The following is a 23,178-nucleotide window of genomic DNA, read 5'->3' as shown; positions in this document are numbered from 1 at the left end:
GGCCTGCGCCGGACAAACCGGATGATCCACCGGCCGCTTCCGTGACAGCATGGCGCGATGGAACACCGCGTGCTGTCGAACGGAACGATCTGGCTGTCGGCTCCGACGGCGGACGATGTCGACGCCATCACCGAGTGCTGCCAGGACCCGGCCATCGCGGAGTGGGTGACCATCCCGGTGCCGTACGTCCGGGACAGCGCCGTGACCTTCCTCGAGGAGATGGTCGTTCCAGGGTGGGCGGCGCGCAGCCCGACCTGGGCGATCCGGCCACGTGCGGGCGCACCGGTCGTCGGCATGATCGGCTTGGGCGAACAGGACGAGAGCGCGGCCGAGATCGGTTTCTGGCTCGCTCCGGCGCAACGGTCGCGCGGCCTGATGACACAGGCGGTCGAGCTGGTGTGCGAATTCGGGTTCCACGCCGACGGACTGGCGCTGGAGCGGATCTCCTGGCGCGCCTTCGTGGGCAACTACGCCTCGGCGGCGGTGGTCCGGCGTGCCGGGTTCCGCTACGAAGGCATGTCGAGGCTCGGCAGCATCCAACGCGGACGACGCCGCGACCACTGGCTCGCCGCCCGGCTGCGCACCGATCCGCCCGGACCGTCGGACGACTGGCCCGCCCAGTTCATCTCCGCCCGGACGCAGAGCACGCAAGCGCCGGGGGTGCCGTAGCCGAAGCGGGCCCGGCGTTCGGGCCGGCTTCGGCTGACTTGCGCGTCGGCGGCTTCCCGGCTCGTGCGCGACCGGACGAAACTCGCGCTTCGTCCACTCGGGCACGAGCCGCGCCGAAAACGCGCTGGTCAGCGCTCGCGGCGCTGCCGCACCGCGTCCGCGAGGCGGTCCAGCTGCACGGCGGTGGTCTCCCAGTCCAAGCAGGCGTCGGTGATCGACTGGCCGTAGGTGAGCTCATCGGCGTGGCCGAGAGTGAGGTCCTGGCGGCCCGCGATCAGGAAGCTCTCCAGCATCACGCCCACCACGCTCGACTCGCCCGCCGCCAGCCGCCGTGCGATGTCGGTGACCACGTCGGCCTGCTTGTTGTGGTCCTTGTTGCTGTTGCCGTGGCTGGCGTCCACCACGATCCGCTGCGGTAGCGACGCCTTCTCCAGCCGCAGGCACGCCTCGGCGACCGAAGCCGCGTCGTAGTTCGGCCCGGCGCTGCCGCCGCGCAGGATCACGTGGCAGTCCGGATTGCCGGTGGTGCGGATGAGCGCGGAGCGTCCGTCGAGGTCGGTACCGGGGAACACATGGCTGGCCGCCGCGGCGCGCACGCCGTCCACCGCCACCTGGACGTCGCCGTCGGTGCCGTTCTTGATGCCGACCGGCATCGACAGCGCGCTGCTGAGCTGGCGGTGCACCTGACTGGCCGCGGTGCGCGCGCCGATCGCGCCGTAGGACACCAGATCCGCGATGTACTGCGGCGTGATCGGGTCCAGGAACTCACAGGCCACCGGAAGACCGAGAGCGGTGATGTCGACCAGCAGCTTGCGGCCGAAGCCCAAACCGGTGTTCACGTCGAACGATCCGTCCAAGTGCGGGTCGTTGATCAGGCCCTTCCAGCCCAAGCTGGTGCGCGGCTTCTCGAAGTAGACCCGCATCACCACGTGCAGTCGATCGTCCAGCTCCGCGGCCTTGGCCGCCAGACGGCGCGCGTAATCCAGTGCGGCGGCGGGGTCGTGCACGGAGCACGGGCCGACGATCACCATCAAGCGATCATCCGCGCTGTTCAGCACGTCGACGGTGGCTTTGCGTCCCGCACGGACGGTGTCGGCGAGGGCATCGGTGATCGGGTGCACCCGACGCACCTCCGCGGGCGAGCGCAGCGGGCTCACGTTGAGGGTGCGTTGATCGTCCAGATCCGAATGCCGTGCGTCGACGTCGGCTGCGGTTGTCATGTCGTGGGTTCCTTTTCTCGGGGCCGACCCACGGATGAGAATCCCGTCGAGCCGGTCCATCGTCCGGCTCGGGGTGGAAGTTCGTCAGCGCACGCGGTTGCCGCAGACCAGCCCACCCAGGGCCGGCTTGCTAAACCAGAAATACACACGCTGCACGTCAGGCACAGTACCAGCCCACATCCGATCGGTGAACTGTGTTATCTGCCACGGTGTGTTTCGACGGGGAGGCGGACCTACAAGCGCCGTTCGCGGCCCACGTGACAAGGGGCCCCGAACGGCGCGGGCGATACCGGACGGTCCGGCTCATCCCCACTGCCCGGGCACGTAATCACCGGCCGGGGTGCGGGCGATGACGTTCATCCGGTTCCAGGCGTTGATCATCGCGATGGCGGCGATGAGGGCGGCGATCTGGTCGTCGTCGTAGTGCTTGCGCACCTCCTGCCACACCGCGTCGCTGACCACGCGTCCGTCGCCGATCCGGGTGGCCTCCTCGGTCAGCGCCAGCGCGGCGCGCTCGGCCTCGGTGAAGACGGTGGCCTCGTGCCAGGCGGCGATCAGGTTGAGCCGCACGGAGGTTTCACCCGCGTGCGCGGCGTCCTTGGTGTGCATGTCGGTGCAGTAACCGCAGCCGTTGATCTGGCTGGCGCGAATCTTCACCAACTCGTAGGTCGCGGCGTCCAGGGTGGAATCGTCGATCACCTTGGAGGCCATGGTGAGCCGCTTGATGAAGCTGGCGCCGACCGGGTTGGCGAAGAGTTCGAAGCGCTGTTCCATGATGTCCGTCCTTTGTCGTTCCCTGTGGGTTCACAAGGAGGACGACGCGGAAAGACGGAGTGTGACAACGGCTTATGAGACGTAGGTCACACCGCGTCCGCGGGAAGGGCTGCGGTCATTTCGTGAAGTCGTAGGTGACCCCGGTCAGTTTCTCGGACAACTCCCACAAGTCGGCGGCGACCTTCTCGTCCCTGGACGCTTTCGACGACCCGGACGGCCCCGGGTACCCGCGCATGCCACCCAGGCCGGTCGGTCCGTAGTAGCCGCCCGGCTGGACGTCGGTGGTCGCGGCGAACAGCGTCGGCAACGCGCCCATCGCGGCGCTCTGCGCGAGCAACCGGTTGCCGACCCACATCACCCGGTCGAGGAAAGACTCGGTGTGCGACTGCAATTCGGTGGAGGCATAGCCGGGATGCGCGGCGACCGAGAGTTTCGTGGAGCCCGCCGCCGTCAACCTGCGCTGCAGCTCGCGAGCGAACATCAGGTTGGCCAGCTTGGCCTGCCCGTAGGCGGCCCACCGCTGATACTTGCGCCGCTCCCAGTTGAGATCGTCCAAGTCGATCTTGCCGACCTGGTGCGCACCGCTGGAGACGGTGACGATCCGGTCGGAGATCTTGTCCAGCAGGAGGCCGGTGAGCGCGAAGTGACCGAGATGGTTTGTGCCGACCTGTTTCTCGAATCCGTCGGCGGTACGACCTTCGGGCACAGCCATCACGCCCGCGTTGTTGACGAGCACATCGACCCCGTCGACGCTCTGGGCGAACGCGCGGACCGAATCGAGATCAGCCAGATCGAGTTCGCGAACCTGCGCCCGGTCGCCGAGTCCGGCGGCCACCCGCTCGCCTTTGGCCACGTTCCGGCAGGCGAGCACCACCTCGCCGCCCGCCGCGGCCAGCGCGCGCGCCGTCTCGGCCCCCAGGCCACTGTTGGCCCCTGTCACGATGAACTTCCGGCCGCTCTGGCTGGGGATGTTCGAGGTGTCCCACCTGGTCATGCCGGAAAGTCTAGTGCGCGGCGGCACCCGGCGGCAGGTTCGAACACGCCCGGGCGACCGCATTCACCCGTCGCCGGAAGCGTCGCGGCGACGGTGCCGCCACCGGCCGGAGTCGGTGATCGGGACGGCCCAAACCCACGTGAAGTAGGGTTGCCTAACCTACATAAGGGAACCTTTGCTTGATTTGTGAGGCACACGTGACTTCCACACCGACCGGGTCCGCGCATCGCGACGGCTACGTACCTTTCCCCGCCGACGCGGCCGCGCAGTACCGAGCCGCGGGCTTCTGGGCCGGGCGCCCGCTCGGCGATCTGCTGCGCGCGAGCGCACACCGGCATCCCCAGCGCCCCGCGCTCCTCGATGCGGAGGGCTCGCACCGTTACGCCGACATCGACGCCGCCGCGGACCGGATGGCCCACGGGCTGCTCGCGCTCGGCATCGCTCCCGGCGACCGCGTGGTCGTCCAGCTACCTAATGTGCCCGAGTTCATGACCGTGTTGTTCGGCCTGCTGCGCGCCGGAATCATCCCCGTCTTGAGCCTGCCCGCGCATCGTCGAGCCGAAATCGAGCATCTGGCGCGGCTTTCCGACGCGGTCGGTTACATCTTCGCCGACCGGGCAGGCGATTTCGACTACCGCGAACTGGCCTCGATCGTGCGGGACGCGGTGCCGTCACTGCGCCACGTCCTGGTGCTCGGCGAGCCGGGGCCGTTCACCGACCTCACCTCGGTACCGCGCGACGGCGGCGAACTGCCCGAGATCGATCCGGGCGATATCGCCCTGATGCTGGTCTCCGGCGGAACCACCGGCCTGCCGAAGCTCATCGCACGCACGCACGACGACTACGTCTACAACGCCACCGCGAGCGCCGAGGTGTGCGCGTTGACCGAGCAGGACGTCTATCTCGCGACACTGCCCGCCGCGCACAACTTTCCGCTGGCCTGCCCCGGCATCTTCGGCACCGTCGGGGTGGGCGGCGCGGTCGCCTTCGTCGGCGACCCCAGTCCGGAAAGCGCGTTCGCCGCGATCGAGCGGCACCGGGTCACGGTGACCGCCGTCGTGCCGCCGCTGGCCCAACTCTGGTGCGCGGCCACTGAATGGGAAGAGGCCGACCTGAGTTCGCTGCGCCTGCTCCAGGTGGGGGGCGCACGACTGGCCGAGGTCAACGCCAAAGAAGTGACCCCGGCGCTCGGCGCGACCCTGCAACAGGTGTTCGGCATGGCCGAGGGCCTGATCAACTACACCCGGCTGGACGATCCGGCCGAACTGCTGCACACCACCCAGGGTCGTCCGCTCTCACCCGCCGACGAGATCCGCGTGGTGGACGGCGACGGCAACGATGTGGCGCCCGGCGCGGAGGGCGAGCTGCTGACCAGGGGGCCGTACACGATCCGCGGCTACTACCGAGCGGCCGAGCACAACGCACGCGCGTTCACACCGGACGGCTTCTATCGCAGCGGAGACCTGGTCCGCCGCCTGCCCAGCGGGCATCTGGTGGTGTCCGGCCGGATCAAGGACGTGATCAATCGCGGCGGCGAGAACGTATCCTGCGACGAACTCGAGGAACATCTGCTCGCCCATCCCGCGGTCCGGCATGCCGCCGCCGTCGGGCTGCCCGACGCGGTGCTGGGCGAAAAGGTCTGCGCCATCTTGGTCGTGGATGGTGAGATGCCCACGCTGGCCGAGATCAAGTCCTTCCTCACCGCGCGCGGGCTGGCCACCTACAAACTGCCGGACGTGCTGCGCCGCAGCGACAAGCTGCCGATCACCGCGGTCGGCAAGATCGACAAGAAGGCGCTGCGCGCCGAGTCCTAGATCGACGGGCAGCGCACCACCGGCGCGCTGCCCGTACCGCTTTACGCCTTGACGACGTAAGGCGCTATGCTGCCGAGCTTCTCGCAGGTCTCCTCGAACTCACGCTCCGGCCGGGACTGACCGACGATGCCCGCGCCCGCGCGCAACCAGGCTCCCTCCGCGTTCTGGTACACCGCGCGCAGCACCAGGGTCGCCTCCAGCGCACCAGTCGGCGCAACGGTCACCACCGCGCCGGAGTACAGCCCGCGCGGGTCGTGATCGAGCCGGAACACCGAGTCGACGCCCTCCCGCTTGGGGATTCCCGAGGCGGTCACCGACGGGAACAGCACCTCGAGCGCGTCCCAGCTGGACCGGTGCGCGGCCAGTCGCCCGCGCACTGTGGACGCCAGATGCTGCACGCTGCCACGCTCACGCACGGCCATGAAGTCCGACACCGCGGGGGTGCCGGGATCGGCGACCGCCGTGATCTCCGCGAACGAGGTCTGCACCGAAATGGCGTGTTCCACGATCTCTTTCGGATCGGTGACCAGTTCGGCCCTGGCGGCGAGATCGGCCGCGGCGCCGCGGCCGAACGCGCGGGTGCCCGCCAGCGGCTCGGTGGTCACCACCCGATCGTCGTCCACCGACGCGACCAGTTCCGGACTGAAGCCCGCCGCTTCCAGGCCGCCGAGCCGCAGCAGGAACGACCGTGCCGGAGTGTTGTGCGCACGCCCGAGCCGATAGGTCGCCGGAACATCCACGGCGAACGGCAGATCGACTTTCCTGGACAGGATGACCTTCTGATAACGCCCGGCCCGGATCTCGCCGACCGCCTCGGCCACCCGGTTCCGGTAGCCGGTGGGGTCGATGCGGATGTCGGCCGGATGCGCCTGCGGCAGTTCGGTGTTCTGCGACCGCGCGATCAGCTCGTGAATGTCCGCGATCTCCGACGGCGTCGCACCCGATACCCGGACGCCGAATTCGCCCACCCTGACCTCGATGCGGGGAACCATCAGGTGCGCCAATGTGGTGCGCGGGTCGAGGTGCTTCGTGGCCTCGAGCGCCCAAGCGCAGAACTCGAATCCGATCCAGCCGTAGGCATTCCGCCCGTCGAGGGGCAGCGCGCCGAGCGCGCGGTCGATCACCGCCGCCGGATTGCCTTCCCACCGGCTGGTCGTGGCCGCTCCTTGCCAGGTGACGCGCAGCTCTCGCACATCCAGTTCGACACTGCCGAGCGGATCGGCGGCGAACACCCATTCCCCCGGACGCTCGTACATCACGTACTCGCCGAACCGATCCGCCCCTGCCAGCCGGGACATCGCTGCCGCCGGATCGGTTACATACTCAACCCGCAGGCGTTCCGTGGTCGACAACGATCCTCCAAAGGTAACCCTGGCCTAACTTGTGAGGTAAGGTTAGCATTACCTCCTTCAATGCGCCGGTGTGCTCGCGGCCACAACGCGGACCCGAGAAATCGCTTCGAGCTGGATGGTTCGCGCCTGCCGAGTTCTTTCGTCCGGGCGTGCGCCGTTCGCGTCGTCGGCGCCCGCGCGCGAACTCGCCGCGCCGACTGCCTGCGCGGAACAGACCCGCCGAGATTGAATAGGGGGAAGCGTCACCTGCGGAGGGAAGAACATCGATGATCGATCACCGCGGCGATTCACCCGCGACAGTCCGGCCCGGGACCACACCGCGATCGGTGGTGGCCCTGATCGATGCCGCCTCCGGGGTGGAACGCGAACTCGTCGGCAAGTGGCTCGCCGACGGCGGGATCAGCGCCGAGTTCGGTACCGACGCCCCGGTCACCCAGCTGGATCTGGACGCGGGCGCCGTCGCCGCACGGCTGGTCGGCAGGCGCGACGATCCGCTGGTGGTGCCGATCCGCGTGCTGTGGCTGCCGCCGGAACGTGACGGCGTACGCCGCGTCACCTTCGCCGATCTCGCCCTGCTGACCAACCCGCGCAAGCCCAACCGGCTGGCACAGCGCAAGCTGGTGTCCAAGTCACCGGACCGGCACGTCGTGCTGACCGGCGCTCCGGCCCGGCTCAGCGAGTTGCGCGTCAACAATCCGGAGGCTTCGGCGCTCTACGACAAGGGCACCGCCGAACCGTTCGCCCGCGCCGTCGTGCGCGCGGCGGTGGTGGCGCTGGAACGCGCCGAGCGCACCATCATCGGCGACCGGTACAAGGTGCCCAAGCTGGTCGCGGAGGAGATCCTCGACTCACCCGACTTCCTGCGCAGGCTGGAACTCATCGCCGATCAGATCGGGGCGAGCCCGCACGAGGTGTACCGGCGCGCGGAGAAAGCGCTCAACGAACTCGTCGCCGCCCAGAGCAGGCTGGTTTCCGACCTGTTCACCCAGGCCATGCGCCCGGTGCACGCTTCGACCTGGAATGTGGACTTCGACGAGTCCGGCCTGACCGGCTTGCGCGACCTGAACCGCCGCTTTCCGCTGGTGTTCCTGCCTTCGCACCGCTCGTACGTCGACGCGTTCGTACTGGGAGACGTGCTGGCCCGCAACGACTTCCCACCGAACCACGTGATCGGCGGCGCGAACCTCAGCTTCTGGCCGATGGGCCCGATCGCCCGGCGCACCGGAACGGTGTTCATCCGGCGCAGTTTCGGCGACGACGAGGTCTACAAGGCCGTCGTCGAGGAGTACTTCGCCTACCTGCTGGCCAAGCGCTTCAACCTGGAGTGGTACTTCGAGGGCGGCCGCACCCGCACCGGCAAGCTGCGGCCCCCGCGCTACGGCTTGCTGAACTACCTCGCCGCGGCGGTCCGTTCCAACCGCATCGACGACGTCATGCTGGTTCCGGTCTCGATCACCTACGAGCGGCTCAACGAGCTCGGCGCCATCGCCACCGAGCAGGAGGGCGGCAAGAAGAAACCGGAGGGCCTGACCTGGCTGGCGCGCTACATCCGCAGCCAGCAGCACTCCGCCGGGCACGTGTACGTCCGCTTCGGGGAGCCGCTGTCGGCCCGCGATCGTCTTGCCGCACATGGCGACCCGCTCACCGCGCCGCCGCTGACCATCCCCCTGCACCATACCGAGCCGATTCCGGCGCCGCGCACGGAAGCCGGGGTCGTCGACAGCGAGCCGCCGGAAATCGCCGAACTGGAACGGAAGGCCGTGCAGCGGCTGGCGTTCGAAGTCGCGGTCGGCATCAACGCGGTCACCCCGATCACCGTCAGCGCGCTGGTCACCCTGGCTCTGCTGGGCGTGGACGGGCGCGCCCTCACTCTCGGTGAGGTGCGCACGGTGCTCAACCCGGTGCTCGGCTATATCGACAAGCGTGAGCTGCCGGGCGGCGAACTCGACGCGCTGCGCGACGCACAGGGCCTGGCCGTCGTGCTGGAACAGCTTTCGCTGGCCAAGGTGGTCACGGTGTATCGCGGCGGGGTCGAGCCGGTGTACTCGATCGAGCCCGGCGCGCATCTCGAGGCCGCCTTCTACCGCAACAGCGCTGTGCACTGGTTCGTCAACCGCGCCATCCTCGAGCTGTCCATCCTGGCCGGGGTCGACAACGGTGACGCCGACGCCCTGAAGACAGGGTGGGACGAGGCATTCCGGCTGCGCGACCTCTTGAAGTTCGAGTTCTTCTTCCCCGATCGCGGCGAGTTCGCCGATCAGATGGTCGCGGAAATGCTGCTGGTCGATCCGGACTGGTACAGCCATACCCGCAGCGACACCCTCAGCTCGGACATCCTGGCGAAGCTCACCGCCTCCGGGTTCACCATGGCCCACCGCGTGCTGCGCTCGTTCGTCGACGCGCAGTTGGTGGTGGCCGAACGGCTGGCCGCCCGGGATGCGGGCGACGAGATCGACCGCAAGGAGTTCATCACCGAATGCGTGGCGGTCGGCAAGCAGATGATGCTGCAGCAGCGGTTGCACAGCCCGGAGTCGGTCTCGACCGAGCTGTTCACCAGCGCGCTGAAGCTCGCCGACAACTACGGCCTGCTGGAGACGGTGTCCGACGACGAGCCGGAGGAGCGCCGCGCCGAGTTGGTCGGGCGAAGGAACGAATTCGCCGAGCGCCTGCGCACCATCGGCGCCCGCATCGCGCAGGCCGCCACGCTGGATCCATCCAATCGGGAGGCGCGGTGACCGACGCGCGCGCCGACCTCGACGCCGCGCTCGCCGCCATCCGCTCCGGTCCGCAAGGCGGCGCGGTCGCCGCGATCTTCGATTTCGGCGGTACGGTCATCGACGCCCCGAAATCGCGCCGGCTGCGCCGCAAGCCCGCCGATGTGCTGCTCGGCGGCATCCGCGATCACATGACCGACGGCGAATACAGCCGGTTCCTGCGCGAGTTGTCCGAGGCGCTGGCCGGACGCTCCGAACAGGAGCTGGACGACGTGGGCAGACGCCTGTTCCAGCGCACCGTCTACGGGTACCTGTATCCCGAAGCTTGGGAACTGATCCGCACCCACCGAGCAGCCGGTCACACCATCGTGCTGGTCAGCTCACTGACCCGATTCCAGGTGGCGCCGGCGGCGGCACAATTGGGCATCGAGCACGTGCTGTACACGCCGATGGCCACCAGCGGCGGTGTGCTCACCGGCTATCCCGATGGGAAGACGCTGTGGCACAACGGCAAAGCCGAGGCTGTGGCTACCTTCGCCGCCGCGCACCGAGTGGATCTCGAGCACAGCTACGCCTACGCCGACTCGATCGCCGACCTGCCCATGCTGTCGCTGGTGGGGCATCCGGTGGCGGTGAACGCCGACGACGCGCTCAGCGGCGCCGCCGACCGGCAACACTGGGCCACGTTGACGTTCCGGCCGCGCCGCGCGCCGCGTGCGAGCGATTACGTACGCACCGCCGGGGGATTCGCCGGGCTGCTGGGGGGCGCACTGTTCGGCGTCGCGTCGAAAGCGCCCACCCAGGACCGGCAGCGGATGGCCGACGCGCTGATGGCGCACGCGGCGCGCAACACGCTGCGCATCGCGGGCGTGCGCGTGCGGGTCACCGGCGGCGAGCACGCGAGATCGCCGCGGCCCGCGGTCTTCCTGTTCAACCATCAGAGCCAGTTCGACATCATCATCGTGCCCGAAGTGCTCGGCGGCGGGGTGACCGCGATCGGCAAGAAGGAACTGACCAAGAATCCGGTCTTCGGGCCGCTCATGCGCTTCGTCGGCGTGACGTTCATCGACCGGGCGAATACCGCTCAGGCCAAGGCGGCGCTGCGGCCGGTGGTGGAGACCCTGCGCGGTGGCTTGTCGGTCGCGGTGGCTCCGGAAGGCACCCGTTCCTACACCCCCGAAGTCGGGCCGTTCAAGAAGGGCGCATTCCACATCGCCATGCAGGCGGGCGTGCCGGTGATCCCGGTCGTCATCCGGAACGCGGGCGAGATCTGCTGGCGCAACGCGATGGTCGCCCGGCCCGGAACAGTCGACGTGGCGATACTCGACCCCATCGACGTCAGCGCATGGGAGCCGGGTGATTTGGACGACAACGTGGCGCGGGTCCGCCAGCTGTTCGTAGACACGCTACTGAATTGGCCGCACTGATCGGCACGGCGTCGCGCCACGACGGCCGCCGGTCGTGTGGTCTCCCGCTTCGGCCGCAATGCTGTCCCTAGCCGCGGACCGACGGGCTGTGAGCGGCGCGGGTGATCGGTGCGACGCAGCCTGCGGCGGCTATCACGCCGGACCTCGACCTGGTCTGTGCGTCTGCCCTCGCCCGTGCGGTCGGTGCTCGTGACTGGGCTGGAGGCGATGCACAGCCGCTTGGTCAGCCGTTGACCGCCTGAGCCGCCGACGAACCGGACCCGTTGGCCGTAACTCAGACCGCGCGGCCGAACAGCAGCTTCCACGGCATGAGCGCCGACTCGAGCTGCACCTTCAGGCTCATCTTGGACGCGCCGAGCGTCCGCTCCTCGAATCGGATGGGGACCTCGGCGATCGCGATCCCCTTCTTGATGGTCCGGTAGTTCATCTCGACCTGGAACGAATACCCGTTGCTGCGGATGGAGGCCACGTCGATGGCGCGCAGAGTGTCGGCCTTCCACGCCTTGAAGCCCGCGGTGGCGTCCTTGACGCCCAAGCGCAGGATGAGGTTCACGTAGAAATTGGCCCAGGCCGAGAGCGCCTTGCGGTACCACTTCCATTCCGCGGCGGTCGAGCCGCCGGGAACGTAACGCGAACCCAGCACGACGCCGGCGTCCGTGCCGGAGAGCTTCTCCAGCATGGCCGGGATGACTTCGGCGGGGTGCGACAGGTCGGCGTCCATCTGGATCACGACGTCCGCGCCCTCGTCCAGCGCCCGAGTGATGCCCGCGACGTATGCCCGGCCGAGTCCGTCCTTCTCGGTCCGGTGCAGCACACCGACCACGTTCGGCAGTTCGGCGGCGAGCTTGTCGGCCACCTCGCCGGTGCCGTCCGGCGAGCTGTCGTCCACCACGAGTACGTGCAGGTCGGGCACCGGCAGCGCGGTCAGCCGCTCCACCGCAACCGGCAGATTTTCCCGCTCGTTGTAGGTCGGCACAACAACGGTAACCCTCAAGGGTCGCCCTCCCTGCTGATCCTGGTTTCCGCTCGCAGCCCACGCCAGGACCTCCGAGCATTCGTCGAGTTCTGGAGAACCGTACTCGATACACCTGATCGCGACCTGAGCGGCCGCACCCGGTGTGACGCGGTCCGAGCCCTCGACCTGCGGCCCAAGATCAACTTCACCGCCCGGGGGAACACCCTGGGCGCGTCACTCCCCGTCTCGCCAGGCCCGATCCCGGGCATCTTCCCGCTCGTTGCGCGCGTGCGCGATCTCCAGCGCGCGCTCGGCCGTCGCTTTGTCCGGGTACGGCCCCATCCGGTCGCGGAACCAGCACTGCCGCCCTTGCTCGGCCCGATTGTGCTTCAAGCAGTAATACCAGCGCTCAGCCATACCTCCAGCATCCCACCGAACACCGCCGCTCAATCGCTTTTCCGTTCGCCATCCGTTGCCCGGACTCGGCAATTCACGGCCAGAGGCTTCGGTAATGGATGAGCGCGTGGCACAGGACGACCACACCGAAGATCGCGAAGAGTACGCGCACCGAAGCAGGTCCGTACGAGCTGATAATGCGAACGATTTTCCGATACATCCGCCGCGCGCCGGTCGTACGCCGCATCGCGAGGCCGAGTATCACCAGCGGCGGCAGCAATGCCAACGCGCAATACGCGACCACGATCAGCGGCCACAACGTCGGGAGCGGATTCCGTGCGGAGATCATCGCGAGTCCGGCCAGATAGGGAACCGCGGTCGGCGCCTGTGCGATGCCGATCGCCACGCCGAGGCCGGCGAGCACCCACGGTTGCCGTCGTAGCGCGCTCGCCCGTTCCGGGGTCGCCGTACCGGCCATTCGAATACACGCGAGAGCGATCAGCACCACCCCCGCGAGGAGTTCTCCCCAATACCGCACCGTCGGCGTGACCTCGAAGTCGAACAGATCGGTCAGAAAACCGATCCCCAGGATCGTGCAGATGCCGAAGGCGGTGGTGACGGCGAAGACGCCCGCCAGCAAGCTCAAACCGCTCACCAGCGGCGAGCGACGGCTCAATCTGCTGTCGTAGACCACCGCCGTGGTGACGCCGATCAGCAGCAGGTCGAGCGAGTCGAGGAAGGCGAACCCAGCGAGCGCGAGGAGAAGGATCCACATGGCCGCGCCAGCCTACCCGCGCCCTACAAGCAGCCGCGTAGTCCCGAACCCGGATGCGCGACTGTGCGATTCGCCATATCGAGTCGGGCGGTCAGCGCGCAGAGAGCAACGCCACACCGGACGGCGATCAGCCGTCCGCCCGCGCGGACGAAGGAAACCACCAAGCGAGAAAGTCGGGCGACGCAGACCCGTAGAACAGGAATTGAGCACATAACGAAACGAGCCCGGCTCACGCTCTCCGTGAACAGGGCTCGCCAACAAGTGAAGGTGGCCAGGGCCGGGATCGAACCGGCGACCTTCCGCTTTTCAGGCGGACGCTCGTACCAACTGAGCTACCTGGCCGCAGGCACCCGAAGTGAATGCCATACGCGAAACGCCGGATATCTCCGGCGCTTACTTGCGACCCTGACGGGACTCGAACCCGCGACCTCCGCCGTGACAGGGCGGCGCGCTAACCAACTGCGCCACAGGGCCATGCTCTGCTACCAACGATCCATGGATCGTACCCCCTACGGGATTCGAACCCGCGCTACCGCCTTGAAAGGGCGGCGTCCTAGGCCGCTAGACGAAGGGGGCTCGTCCCGGATTTCTCCGGACCGGCTTTCAACGGCTGTCCGTTGGGAGCTGGGATAGCTTATGACAGACCGGACTCGAATCCCAAACCGGCTGGTCAGAGGCTCAAACCGAGCTCTTCCAAGCGCGCGTGGGCACGCCACCCGTCGCTGCGGAACTTCTCCAGCCATTCCGGGGTGGCCATCGCCTCCATCACGACCTCGAGCGCCTCCTCGAACCGCGCCCGCAGATCGACCTGCCCGCCGAGCAGATCCACCATGTACCGCTGACCGGCCAGCGCCGCGGCGAGCGTGCGGGTGAACCGGTCGGGATCGGCGTCCGCGCGCAGCTGCCCGTGGTCGATGGCGCGGACGGTGAGCACCCTGGTGGTGCGGCCCAGGATGCGGCCGCCACCGGCCTGCACGTCCCGATAGAAGTCCGGTTCGATGATCAGGCGGTACTCGGCCTGCACGATGATGTCGTGCTCGAGTCGCAGCGCGATCTCGTCGACCACCCCGTGCAGGATGTCCAGCGGGCTGAGATCGGTTCGCGCCAGCCAGCGCTCGGCGGAGGCGCGGTAGCGTTCCACCGCGGTCTCCAGCACCGCGCGTGCCAGGTCTTCCTTCGAATCGAAATGGAAGTACATGGCGCCCTTGGTGGCACGCGATCCTTCCAATATGCGGTTGAGCGATGCAGCGGCATAGCCGCTCTTCCCGAACTCAACGGCGGCGGACCTGATAATCGCCGCCCGTGTCCGGCGCGCCCGCTCTTGCTGCCGTGCCATGCTCGAAACGCCTCCGAAGCCTTACTCGCCGCCAATCAGCCACCCCCGAAGGAACGGACCCTCGGCGCGAATTCATGAGTTTTATCAATACGTGGAACCCGGTTTTCGACCGATTGCAGACTTTCGGTACGAAAACGCCCTAAAAACCTGAAACACACCAGCTGGTATAGTTTGCCTGCCCGGGTGCGCCGCAGGGGGTGCGCATCCGGGCATTTCTTCGTTTCGAACGTGCCTCCTCCTGCGGCATCGAGTTCCGTCGAGCCCTGGCCGGCCGGGCCGACCGCGGCACCTTCGGACACAGCAACGACAATCCGAATTCCGTGACGGCGACCGAGTCGACGATTCTTTCGGAATTCACCAAGGCGTCACCGTACCCGGAATCCCGATCCGACACGCGGCAAACCGAGGAGTCAGGTAGCCATCCGATTCGGTTTTCTGTTACGGCAAATGTTCGGCAACCTGATCCGCCCATCCAGGGGGTGCGCGAATTCGCCAGCGGTTCAAGGTTGTTCACGCGCGCCGACCGACAACCCGGACGACCGGCCGCCGCCCACGTTTCGCCCGCCAACCCGTCCTCCACGCCTTCCCCGGCCACAGCCGTTCACCCCTGCAAATCCAAAGAGATTGCCAGCCAACATGTTTGAATGATATCCAGATCCAGCTAAGATGAACAAAGCTGGGTGCCAAGTGTTTACCGCCTGCATCGCCCACCGCGCACGCCGCGTTACCCATCCCCCCGCGTCCGCCCGCCCCACCGGGTCCGCCACGCCGCCCCACCCATCCAGCCCGCCCGCCGACACGAACTCCCCCGATTGGGGCATACGCCCCTGCCCGCACTACACTGTTGCTCCGCGCCCCTATAGCTCAGTTGGTAGAGCTACGGACTTTTAATCCGCAGGTCGTAGGTTCGAGCCCTACTGGGGGCACAAAGGTCGGGCGTCCGGATTGCTCCGGGCGCCCGACCTGTTTTCTCGGAGTTCTCCGCCGTGCGGCGCCGGTCATACGGCAGTGGAAACGCCGCGTCGAGGCTCTATTACCTGTGCCGCACGGACGCTTCGCAGGAGGCGGCGTCCGGGGAGCGCGCTCGGCGGCGAGAAGGGCTGCACCGCTCCCCGATCACCGGTCACGGTTTGCACAGTCGGCGCCGTAGACGGTGTAAGCGGTGGGGAACAGGAACCCCGGCCGGAACGACATCGCCGGTCACCCCCGGCACGGCTATAGGGGTCACCACGATGGAGTGGCATCAGTGGTGTACCGGTTGGATTGTGACGAACAGCACAGCTACCTCACATAGGGCATTCGTCGACTGGAGAGATCGCGTCTCGCGTACCGGTCAGTCATGCGCCGGTTGTGATATCCCCTTGATCGCGGTTGTACGCCGGTCGGCGGAAAAGCCGATGACAGCTCGGCTTGCACAGTAGATACATACGGACAATTCGCGACGCAGGACAACCGTCGGGTCACGACGGCACAGCTGGAGGCCCGGATGCTTCGTCGCTTCATGAACAATCCATGGCGGCATGACCCGATAGTGACGAGCAGCCGAGGGCAGTGGCATACGCCGCCGGGCGGCGCATTACGTATAGAAGGACATGGTTGTCGGCGTAGTTGCGATGCGCAGTCGAACCGCCGTCGGCGATCGGGGAGGAAAAGCCTGCGAAGATCCGACAAGCGTGCGACTTGGGAAGAGCGGCATGAAGGCGTTGGCCTTCGGAGGCGATAGATGGCGATAGGAGACGCCGATTTCACCGCGATCCATCGCGAATCGCCGGCTCGATCGCACAGGACGTCATGCAACCAAGGCGCGTGGCGCCCGGGAGACACATCCTCTCGACCGCTCTCCACGGAGGGCGTCGTCGGCGCCGATTCACAGGAACATCGCAGCTGGGCTCGCCGCAGTTCGCCGACACGCGCAGAACCAGGGCGTTTCGATCCCATATCGGCCCCCTGGGCCGCCCTTGTGTGTTCGCCCACGTACGGCTAACGCTCCTATCACCGCGTCGATAGACCCATTGCAGCGGGTAGAGCCCATACACTCATGGAGATCACCGAACGGCGAAGAGGTCGTATGAGGTGGATCACCAGAGCATCGATCGCCTAACGGATGCGTTTCGCATCACACCTACGGTGCCGTAAGGTATGGCCGCATCGGTATCGGTCTACCTTGGGATTGACCTGCACGACCGGAAGCACACACTGAAGGGTTCATACATGGCAAGGGATCTGACTCAACTCGAGCTGCTGACGGAGTTGGAGCCGGTTGCCGAAGAAAACGTCAACCGGCACCTCTCCATGGCAAAGGAATGGCACCCGCACGACTACGTCCCGTGGGACGACGGCCGCAATTTCGCGGCACTCGGTGGCGTGGACTGGGATCCGGAGCAGTCCCGCCTCAATGAGGTCGCGAAGGCGGCCATGATCACGAACCTGCTGACCGAGGACAACCTGCCCTCCTACCACCGCGAGATCGCCGAGAATTTCTCTCAGGACGGCGCGTGGGGTACCTGGGTCGGCCGCTGGACCGCCGAGGAGAACCGGCACGGCATCGTGATGCGGGACTACCTGGTCGTGACCCGCGGCGTCGATCCGGTCGCGCTCGAGGAAGCCCGAATGGTCCACATGACCAACGGCTTCGCCTCCCCCGCGGAAGCCGACGCGGGCTTCCTGCATTCCGTCGCGTACGTCACCTTCCAGGAACTGGCCACCCGGGTCAGCCACCGCAACACCGGCAAGGTTTGTGACGACCCGATCGCCGATCGCATGCTGCAGCGCGTCGCCGCCGACGAGAACCTGCACATGATCTTCTACCGCAACATGTGCGGCGCCGCCCTCGACCTGTCTCCCGACCAGGCGATCGAGGCGATCACCCTGATCCTGGAGAACTTCCAGATGCCGGGCGCGGGTATGCCCAACTTCCGCCGCAACGGCGTGCTGATGGCCAAGCACGGCATCTACGATCTGCGCCAGCACCTGGAGGAAGTGGTCCAGCCGGTGCTGAAGAAGTGGAACATCTTCGACCGCACCGACTTCACCGCCCGCGGCGAGGCGGTCCGTGAGCGCCTCGGCCTGTTCCTGGACAAGCTGGGCAAGGACGTCATCAAGTTCGAGGAACAGCGCGACCGGATGCTCGCCCGCGAGGCCGCCAAGCGCGACCGCGCGATGGTCGGCAGCTCCGTGTAGAACCCGAGGAACAACAGCAGGCGCCGCCCCGGAAGACCGAGGGCGGCGCCGGTGTGCACGGCCCGGTGCCGCGCGACATGCGCACCGGGCGAACGACCCGCTCCGGCCGACTTACGTGCGCAAATGAGACACTGGTCGGCGTGACGATGACTACCGAGGCGATGACGAAGCTGCGGATCGGGCCGTATCCGGTCGATCCGCCGGTCGTGCTCGCGCCGATGGCGGGCATCACGAATCTGGCGTTCCGCAAGTTGTGCCGGGAATTCGGCAGCCCGACCTCGATCTACGTGTGCGAGATGATCACCGCGCGGGCGGTGGTGGAGCGTAACGAGAAGACGCTGCACATGATGTCCTTCGACGCCGACGAGCATCCTCGCTCGATGCAGCTCTACGGCGTCGACCCGGCCACGCTCGGCGAAGCGGTGCGGATCATCGTCGGCGAGGGCTGGGCCGACCACATCGACCTCAACCTTGGCTGCCCCGTGCCCAAGGTCACCCGCCTCGGCGGCGGCGCCGCCCTGCCGTACAAACGGACGCTGTTCCGGAGCATCGTGCGCGCCATGGTGGGCGCGGCGGAACCGGCGGGGGTCCCGGTCACCGTGAAGTTCCGCATCGGCATCGATGACGACCACCTCACCTATCTGGACGCGGGCCGGATCGCCGAAGCCGAAGGCGCGCGAGCAGTCGCGTTGCATGCGCGCACGGCCGCGCAGCGGTACTCGGGCCAAGCCGACTGGACCGCGATCGCCCGGCTCAAGGAGGCGGTCACCTCGATCCCGGTGCTCGGCAACGGTGACATCTTCTCCGCCGCCGACGCCGTCCGCATGATGGACGAAACCGGGTGCGACGGTGTGGTCGTCGGCCGCGGCTGCCTTGGCAGGCCGTGGCTGTTCGCCGAGTTGCAGGCGGCGCTGCGCGGTGAGCCGCTGCCGGAGGCGCCCGATCTGGGCCGGGTCGGCGCGGTGCTGTACCGGCACGGCGCGCTGCTTTCCGAGCATCTCGGCGAGGAGAAGGCCATGCGTGATCTGCGCAAGCACATGGCGTGGTACCTGATGGGCTTCCCGGTCGGCTCCGATCTGCGACGTGCGTTCGCCACCGTGGGCAGCCTCGCACAACTGGAAGACCTCGTCGGCCAACTCGACCCGACGGTTCCGTTCCCGGAGGACGCGGAGGGTCCGCGCGGCAGGCAGGGCTCGCCGGGCAAAGTCGCGCTGCCACACGGCTGGCTCGATGACCCGGACGATCCCGCGGTGCCTCGCGCGGCAGATGTGATGCACAGCGGAGGGTGATCGGCAATCGCACAGCGAACGCTGGCGTCGAACCGTTGTGACCTGTTCGATTTCGCCGTGGGGTGGCCTGCCGTGGCGGAATCGTTATCATTGCGGGATCGGTGCCGCCGGTCCGGTATGACCCAGGCGGAAAGCAAGACGAAAAGCGAGGTTCGTTGGTGGGTGACGATCGGCACGGGCGTTCGCCACGGCCCGGAGGTCGCGCCCCGTGGGAGCGGTATCCCGCGGCGGACAACCCCGAAGGAGACGTCGCACGCACGTCTCGTCGTTCCCGCCATACCGACGCCGCTCCTGACCAGAGTTCCGCGCCCCTGACGGTGCAGGATCTCGTCCAGCGAGTCGACAACGAACGCACCGGCCGCCGCGGTCGCCGCGCGGAACCCACGCCACCGGACCCGACCGCCCCGCCGAGCCGAGGCCGCCGCGCGGAACCCAAACCACCGGACCCCGCCGCCGCGCCCACCCGAGGCCGCCGCCCCGAGCCCGGCCCACCGGACCCCGCCGCCGCGCCCATCCGAGGCCGCCGCCCCGAGCCCACGCCACCGGTTGCGGGCTCTCCGACGAACCGAGGCCGCCGCCCTGAGCCGGTACCGCCGCAGGCAGGCCCACCATCCGCACGAATCAATCGCGCCGAGCCACGTCAAGAAGCTCCGCGCCGACCCGCCGACCCGGCCGCCGCCAACGGCCGTGGCGCGGCAGCCGGTCCCCGGCGCGCACCGGACTCGCCACCGCCACGCCAGACCGGTAGCTCACCGGTGGTCCAGGACATCACGGGCGCGACACCGGCCGCCCGTCCCGCGAACCGCCGCCCTGCCGAGCGCTCGGCATCCACCGCACCACCCGTCGCTCCCCCGGAACCGGAACAGGCCGAAGAGGTCACCGACGTCCTACCTCCGCTCGACGAGCCCACGCGCGCCAAGCGCAAGGGCGTGAGTTGGCCGACCAAGGACGGCAAGGACGCCAAGCCGAAGCCCGTCGGCACCGCACAGACCCGTCTGCAGGCCTCCAAGGAGCGCCGCAACAAGCGTCTGCGGACCGCGGGAAGGGCGGGGGGTGCAGTGTGCGCTGTGCTCGCTCTGCTGGTCACCGGCGGCGGCTGGAGCTACCTACGGTCGACCACGGACGGCTTCACCCAGGTCTCCGCCCTCGACGAGAACTCAGAGGACATCATCGATTCCAATGCCCAGCTCGGCGACGAGAATTACCTGCTCGTCGGCACCGACACACGCGCAGGGGCCAACGGCCAGCTCGGCGCGGGCACTTTGGACGACGCCGAAGGCGCCCGCGCAGACACCACCATGCTGGTCCACATCCCGAAGAACCGGAGTCGCGTCGTCGTAGTCTCCTTCCCGCGCGACCTCGATGTGACCAGGCCCCAGTGCAACGGGTGGGACAACGAGAAAAACGGATACACCAACGAGAAGTTCCCGTCTGCCATGGGCGACAAGCTCAACGCCGTCTACAACCTCGGCGGGCCGATGTGCCTCGTCTCCACGATCCAGCGCCTCACCGGCGCGTCGATCAATCATTTCATCGGCATCGACTTCGCCGGTTTCGAGTCCATGGTCAACCAGATCGATGGCGTCGAGGTCTGCGCGTCCAAGCCGCTCGTCGACGACGTGCTCGGCACCATCCTCGAGCACCCGGGCAAGCAGCGCATCGACGGACAAACCGCGCTGAACTACGTGCGCGCCAGGCACGTCTACGGCGAGGAGCGCAGCGACTACGACCGCATCAACCGACAGCAACGCTTCCTCGCTTCGCTGCTGCGCAGCACGCTGTCCAGCAAGGTTCTGTTCAATCCGGGCAAACTGAACGGCTTCATCACTGCGCTTCGCGAGCACACCTGGGTCAACAAGGTCGAAACGACCGACCTGCTGATGCTGGGACGTTCACTGCAGAAGATCGATGCCGGCGTGGTCACCTTCATCACCGTTCCGACCGCGGGTACCACCACTTACGGCAACGAGATCCCCCGGGAATCCGACATCAAGGCGATCTTCAAGGCGATCCGCGACGATCAGCCTCTGCCGGGCGAGAAGCCAACCGTTCAGGCGAACGCACCCGCTCCGACACCGACCGCTCCGACACCGACCAAGTACAAGGCGGTGGATCCTTTGACTGTTTCGCTGCTGGTGTCCAACGGTTCCGGGGTCGAAGGACTGGCGCGCACCGCGGCCACCAAGCTCGGCAACCAGGGCTTCACGATCTACAACACCGGAAACTACGCCAACGGCACCTCCACCACGACGAAGGTCCGCTACGCCCCCGGCCTGGAGGCAGAGGCCGCAACCGTAGCGACCTCCATCCCTGGCGCGACCATGGAGGCCGCCGACGATCTCGGCGGCATCGTCGAGGTCGTCATCGGAGGCGACTCGAAGACCGGCGTCACCGTGAAGGCGCCGACGCCGGTCGGTGACGAGATCACCAACGTCACGACGAGCACCTCGACGAGTTCGACGCCCGCCGTCCTGCCCTCCGACCTGGAACACGTCAACGCGGCCGACGAGATCTGCAAGTAGGCGACCGGGTGCACCAGCCAGCACCTCCCGCAGTCCTGCGTATCGAGTCACGTTCTGCCGCAACGATATTCGCTGGGACTCCAGTTCAGTGGCTGCTAGTGTCGAGAACGTGACCATCGACATGGAGGGGGTTTCAGTGGTACGCAAACTAATCTTCGGTGCAACCGCAGCGGGGGCCGCCTTGGCATTGTTCGCAGGTCCTGCCCAAGCAGACGGGTGGTGGCAGTACGACACGCCACAGGAATGTGAGCACTCCCGGCAGTGGTTTGTAGACCAGGGAAGCCGCGTAAGCGGGTGCGAGTTCGTCCCCCACGGCAGCGCGTTCGGCGGCGGCGACGCCTGGGGTTTTCACATTTACAGCTAAGTTCGGGCCGAACTCCGATGGTGACTGCGCGAGCGCTCGGTCGCCATCGGAGTTCTCGGGGTGAAACGGGACCCGCCCTCCGATCTGGAGCATCAACGCCGCCGACGGCTGCACGTTGCACACGGCAGCACAGGTGCGACGCAAATCACAGATCGCCGTGATGCTGCCGTTTCGCGGTCGGCGAGGGTGCGGATCGCGGTCGTTGAATGATCAACGGCAATTCCTGCGCTAATGATGCACACCGGTCATTCACTCCCTGTTCGTGACTTGGTCAGCGCGGCGAACTAGTGTCAGTTTCCATGCGTGTCATCTACAACGAGCAAATGGCTGAGCTCGCCCACCTGCTGGGTGAGATGGCCGGGTTGGCCGGCTCGGCCATGGAGCGGGCTACCCAGTCGCTGCTCCAGGCGGACCTCGCCCTGGCGGAGCAGGTGATCAGCGAGTCCGACCGGATCGCCGAGCTGATCCAGGACGCCGAGGAGAAGGCCTTCGCTCTGCTCGCGCTGCAAGCTCCGGTCGCCGGTGATTTGCGGCAAGTGGTGAGCACGATCCAGATCGTCGCCGATGTGAATCGGATGGGCGCGCTGGCGCTGCACGTGGCGAAGGTCGCGCGCAGGCGTCATCCGAACCACGCGCTACCGGAGTCCGTCAACGGCTACTTCGCCGAGATGGGCCGCATCGCCGTGAACATGGGAGCCGGTGCGCGTGAGGTGCTGGAGACCCGTGACCCGGAGCGCGCCGCGCAGCTGAACGAAGACGACGAGGCGATGGACGATCTGCACCGTCACCTGTTCACACTGCTCATGGACCGCGACTGGAAGTACGGCGTCGCGGCTGCCGTCGATGTCACGCTGCTCGGTCGCTACTACGAGCGCTTCGCCGACCACGCGGTGGAAATCGGCCGCCGTGTCATCTTCTTGGTCACCGGAGTGCTCCCCCCGGACCCTGACTCGGAGTCGTAAACGAAAAGCTTGCTGCGCTTGACGTTTCGCAGGCGGCGAATGATAGATTGAGCCGCACAGGGCGGGATTGCTCTGGTATAGCGTTACGCCGGAGGGGAACCGGCATGAAGGGGGGCGTTATGAACGTCGATCCAGCGGAGCTGCGCGCGCTGGCCGCGTCGATGGACAAAATCGGCGGCGAGATCGGCGCATTGACCGTGCGGGCTACCACCGATGCGCTCGGTGGCGTGCTGCCCGGTTCGGCACTGAGCGAAGCGTGTTCCACAGCGGGTTCGAACGTCGAAGACGCATGGCGGCGAATGGCCATGCGCTGCAAACGAGTTTCGAATATCGCGAAAGGCGGCGCCGCGAATTACGAGGTGTCCGACCAGGAGTTTCGCGCGGGTCTCGACGCGATGGGCGCACAGCTGTGAGGTCTACCAGCAGTACGCCCAC

18 protein-coding genes and 4 tRNA genes are annotated in these 23,178 nt (G+C 67.3%); 11 read left to right on the top strand and 11 right to left on the bottom strand.

The window, feature by feature from the left end; genetic code table 11:
• Positions 1-57: 57 nt before the first annotated feature.
• Positions 58-669 carry a GNAT family N-acetyltransferase gene (locus ABZ824_RS14995; RefSeq protein WP_356963688.1) on the top strand — a complete coding sequence of 204 codons (612 nt, stop codon included), beginning with the start codon at positions 58-60 and terminating at the stop codon, positions 667-669.
• Between the two features lie 128 nt (positions 670-797).
• On the opposite strand, the gene ABZ824_RS14990 is transcribed toward ABZ824_RS14995, so the two are convergent.
• From ABZ824_RS14990 to ABZ824_RS14980, 3 genes are all read right to left on the bottom strand, one after another.
• On the bottom strand, positions 798-1,889 hold the full coding sequence (locus ABZ824_RS14990; protein ID WP_356963687.1) for a 3-deoxy-7-phosphoheptulonate synthase: 1,092 nt from the start codon (positions 1,887-1,889) through the stop codon (positions 798-800).
• A gap of 303 nt (positions 1,890-2,192) precedes the next feature.
• Positions 2,193-2,663, bottom strand: a complete 471-nt coding sequence (locus tag ABZ824_RS14985; protein WP_355075004.1) for a carboxymuconolactone decarboxylase family protein — start codon at positions 2,661-2,663, stop codon at positions 2,193-2,195.
• Between the two features lie 115 nt (positions 2,664-2,778).
• On the bottom strand, positions 2,779-3,657 hold the full coding sequence (locus ABZ824_RS14980) for an oxidoreductase (protein WP_356963686.1): 879 nt from the start codon (positions 3,655-3,657) through the stop codon (positions 2,779-2,781).
• A gap of 197 nt (positions 3,658-3,854) precedes the next feature.
• On the opposite strand from ABZ824_RS14980, the gene ABZ824_RS14975 reads away from it, so the two are divergent.
• Entirely contained in the window at positions 3,855-5,471 is a 1,617-nt protein-coding gene (locus ABZ824_RS14975) for an AMP-binding protein (RefSeq protein WP_356963685.1), read from the top strand.
• 41 nt (positions 5,472-5,512) lie between these two features.
• Here the strand turns inward: ABZ824_RS14975 and nbtS are convergent, their stop codons facing one another.
• Positions 5,513-6,823 (bottom strand): nocobactin biosynthesis salicylate synthase NbtS, encoded by a 1,311-nt coding sequence (nbtS, locus tag ABZ824_RS14970; protein WP_356963684.1) that lies wholly within the window; start codon positions 6,821-6,823, stop codon positions 5,513-5,515.
• Between the two features lie 266 nt (positions 6,824-7,089).
• Here nbtS and ABZ824_RS14965 point away from each other — a divergent pair, with 266 nt between their 5' ends.
• Both ABZ824_RS14965 and ABZ824_RS14960 read left to right on the top strand, forming a co-directional pair.
• A complete protein-coding gene (locus ABZ824_RS14965; protein WP_356963683.1) occupies positions 7,090-9,558 on the top strand; it encodes a glycerol-3-phosphate 1-O-acyltransferase in 2,469 nt (822 codons plus the stop codon).
• Positions 9,555-10,964: an HAD-IB family hydrolase gene (locus tag ABZ824_RS14960; protein WP_356963682.1), complete on the top strand. Its 1,410-nt coding sequence runs from the start codon at positions 9,555-9,557 to the stop codon at positions 10,962-10,964. Before ABZ824_RS14965 ends, ABZ824_RS14960 begins: the two co-directional genes overlap by 4 nt.
• Positions 10,965-11,238: 274 nt before the next feature.
• On the opposite strand, the gene ABZ824_RS14955 is transcribed toward ABZ824_RS14960, so the two are convergent.
• The 7 genes from ABZ824_RS14955 to ABZ824_RS14925 all read right to left on the bottom strand — a co-directional run bounded on the left by ABZ824_RS14955 (position 11,239) and on the right by ABZ824_RS14925 (position 14,426).
• Positions 11,239-11,958 (bottom strand): polyprenol monophosphomannose synthase, encoded by a 720-nt coding sequence (locus ABZ824_RS14955; protein ID WP_228827674.1) that lies wholly within the window; start codon positions 11,956-11,958, stop codon positions 11,239-11,241.
• 195 nt (positions 11,959-12,153) lie between these two features.
• Entirely contained in the window at positions 12,154-12,336 is a 183-nt protein-coding gene (locus tag ABZ824_RS14950) for a hypothetical protein (protein ID WP_355075016.1), read from the bottom strand.
• 73 nt (positions 12,337-12,409) lie between these two features.
• Complete coding sequence (locus ABZ824_RS14945) at positions 12,410-13,090, bottom strand: GAP family protein (RefSeq protein WP_356963681.1); 681 nt, start codon at positions 13,088-13,090, stop codon at positions 12,410-12,412.
• Positions 13,091-13,358: 268 nt separating this feature from the next.
• Positions 13,359-13,432: transfer RNA gene (locus ABZ824_RS14940), tRNA-Phe, on the bottom strand.
• Between the two features lie 58 nt (positions 13,433-13,490).
• A tRNA-Asp gene (locus tag ABZ824_RS14935) sits at positions 13,491-13,564 on the bottom strand.
• Between the two features lie 29 nt (positions 13,565-13,593).
• Positions 13,594-13,666: transfer RNA gene (locus ABZ824_RS14930), tRNA-Glu, on the bottom strand.
• A 94-nt stretch (positions 13,667-13,760) separates the two neighbouring features.
• Complete coding sequence (locus tag ABZ824_RS14925; RefSeq protein WP_355077042.1) at positions 13,761-14,426, bottom strand: TetR family transcriptional regulator; 666 nt, start codon at positions 14,424-14,426, stop codon at positions 13,761-13,763.
• A 197-nt stretch (positions 14,427-14,623) separates the two neighbouring features.
• Between ABZ824_RS14925 and ABZ824_RS14920 the strand changes: the two genes are divergently transcribed.
• From ABZ824_RS14920 to ABZ824_RS14890, 7 genes are all read left to right on the top strand, one after another.
• Positions 14,624-15,070 (top strand): hypothetical protein, encoded by a 447-nt coding sequence (locus ABZ824_RS14920; protein ID WP_356963680.1) that lies wholly within the window; start codon positions 14,624-14,626, stop codon positions 15,068-15,070.
• Positions 15,071-15,279: 209 nt separating this feature from the next.
• Positions 15,280-15,352: transfer RNA gene (locus tag ABZ824_RS14915), tRNA-Lys, on the top strand.
• 1,285 nt (positions 15,353-16,637) lie between these two features.
• The gene (locus tag ABZ824_RS14910) at positions 16,638-17,606 is read left to right on the top strand and encodes an acyl-ACP desaturase (protein ID WP_355077002.1); all 969 of its coding nucleotides are present in this window, start codon (positions 16,638-16,640) and stop codon (positions 17,604-17,606) included.
• 161 nt (positions 17,607-17,767) lie between these two features.
• The gene (dusB, locus tag ABZ824_RS14905; RefSeq protein WP_356963896.1) at positions 17,768-18,895 is read left to right on the top strand and encodes a tRNA dihydrouridine synthase DusB; all 1,128 of its coding nucleotides are present in this window, start codon (positions 17,768-17,770) and stop codon (positions 18,893-18,895) included.
• A gap of 755 nt (positions 18,896-19,650) precedes the next feature.
• Entirely contained in the window at positions 19,651-21,417 is a 1,767-nt protein-coding gene (locus ABZ824_RS14900; RefSeq protein ID WP_356963679.1) for an LCP family protein, read from the top strand.
• A gap of 663 nt (positions 21,418-22,080) precedes the next feature.
• Positions 22,081-22,743 carry a phosphate signaling complex protein PhoU gene (phoU, locus tag ABZ824_RS14895; RefSeq protein WP_356963678.1) on the top strand — a complete coding sequence of 221 codons (663 nt, stop codon included), beginning with the start codon at positions 22,081-22,083 and terminating at the stop codon, positions 22,741-22,743.
• A gap of 119 nt (positions 22,744-22,862) precedes the next feature.
• Positions 22,863-23,156, top strand: a complete 294-nt coding sequence (locus ABZ824_RS14890; protein WP_356963677.1) for a type VII secretion target — start codon at positions 22,863-22,865, stop codon at positions 23,154-23,156.
• The last annotated feature ends 22 nt before the right edge of the window (positions 23,157-23,178 follow it).

Source organism: Nocardia sp. NPDC047038 (assembly GCF_040644075.1).
Lineage (GTDB): Bacteria > Actinomycetota > Actinomycetes > Mycobacteriales > Mycobacteriaceae > Nocardia > Nocardia sichangensis.
This window is presented reverse-complemented; position numbering and strand designations above follow the sequence as displayed.

Coding starts and splice junctions, on each gene's coding strand:
- ABZ824_RS14995 (WP_356963688.1), top strand. CDS start 58: ATGGAACACCGCGTGCTGTCGAACGGAACGATCTGGCTGTCGGCTCCG.
- ABZ824_RS14945 (WP_356963681.1), bottom strand. CDS start 13,090: ATGTGGATCCTTCTCCTCGCGCTCGCTGGGTTCGCCTTCCTCGACTCG.
- ABZ824_RS14990 (WP_356963687.1), bottom strand. CDS start 1,889: ATGACAACCGCAGCCGACGTCGACGCACGGCATTCGGATCTGGACGAT.
- ABZ824_RS14890 (WP_356963677.1), top strand. CDS start 22,863: ATGAACGTCGATCCAGCGGAGCTGCGCGCGCTGGCCGCGTCGATGGAC.
- ABZ824_RS14950 (WP_355075016.1), bottom strand. CDS start 12,336: ATGGCTGAGCGCTGGTATTACTGCTTGAAGCACAATCGGGCCGAGCAA.
- ABZ824_RS14910 (WP_355077002.1), top strand. CDS start 16,638: ATGGCAAGGGATCTGACTCAACTCGAGCTGCTGACGGAGTTGGAGCCG.
- ABZ824_RS14925 (WP_355077042.1), bottom strand. CDS start 14,426: ATGGCACGGCAGCAAGAGCGGGCGCGCCGGACACGGGCGGCGATTATC.
- ABZ824_RS14985 (WP_355075004.1), bottom strand. CDS start 2,663: ATGGAACAGCGCTTCGAACTCTTCGCCAACCCGGTCGGCGCCAGCTTC.
- ABZ824_RS14980 (WP_356963686.1), bottom strand. CDS start 3,657: ATGACCAGGTGGGACACCTCGAACATCCCCAGCCAGAGCGGCCGGAAG.
- dusB (WP_356963896.1), top strand. CDS start 17,768: ATGACGAAGCTGCGGATCGGGCCGTATCCGGTCGATCCGCCGGTCGTG.
- ABZ824_RS14965 (WP_356963683.1), top strand. CDS start 7,090: ATGATCGATCACCGCGGCGATTCACCCGCGACAGTCCGGCCCGGGACC.
- phoU (WP_356963678.1), top strand. CDS start 22,081: ATGCGTGTCATCTACAACGAGCAAATGGCTGAGCTCGCCCACCTGCTG.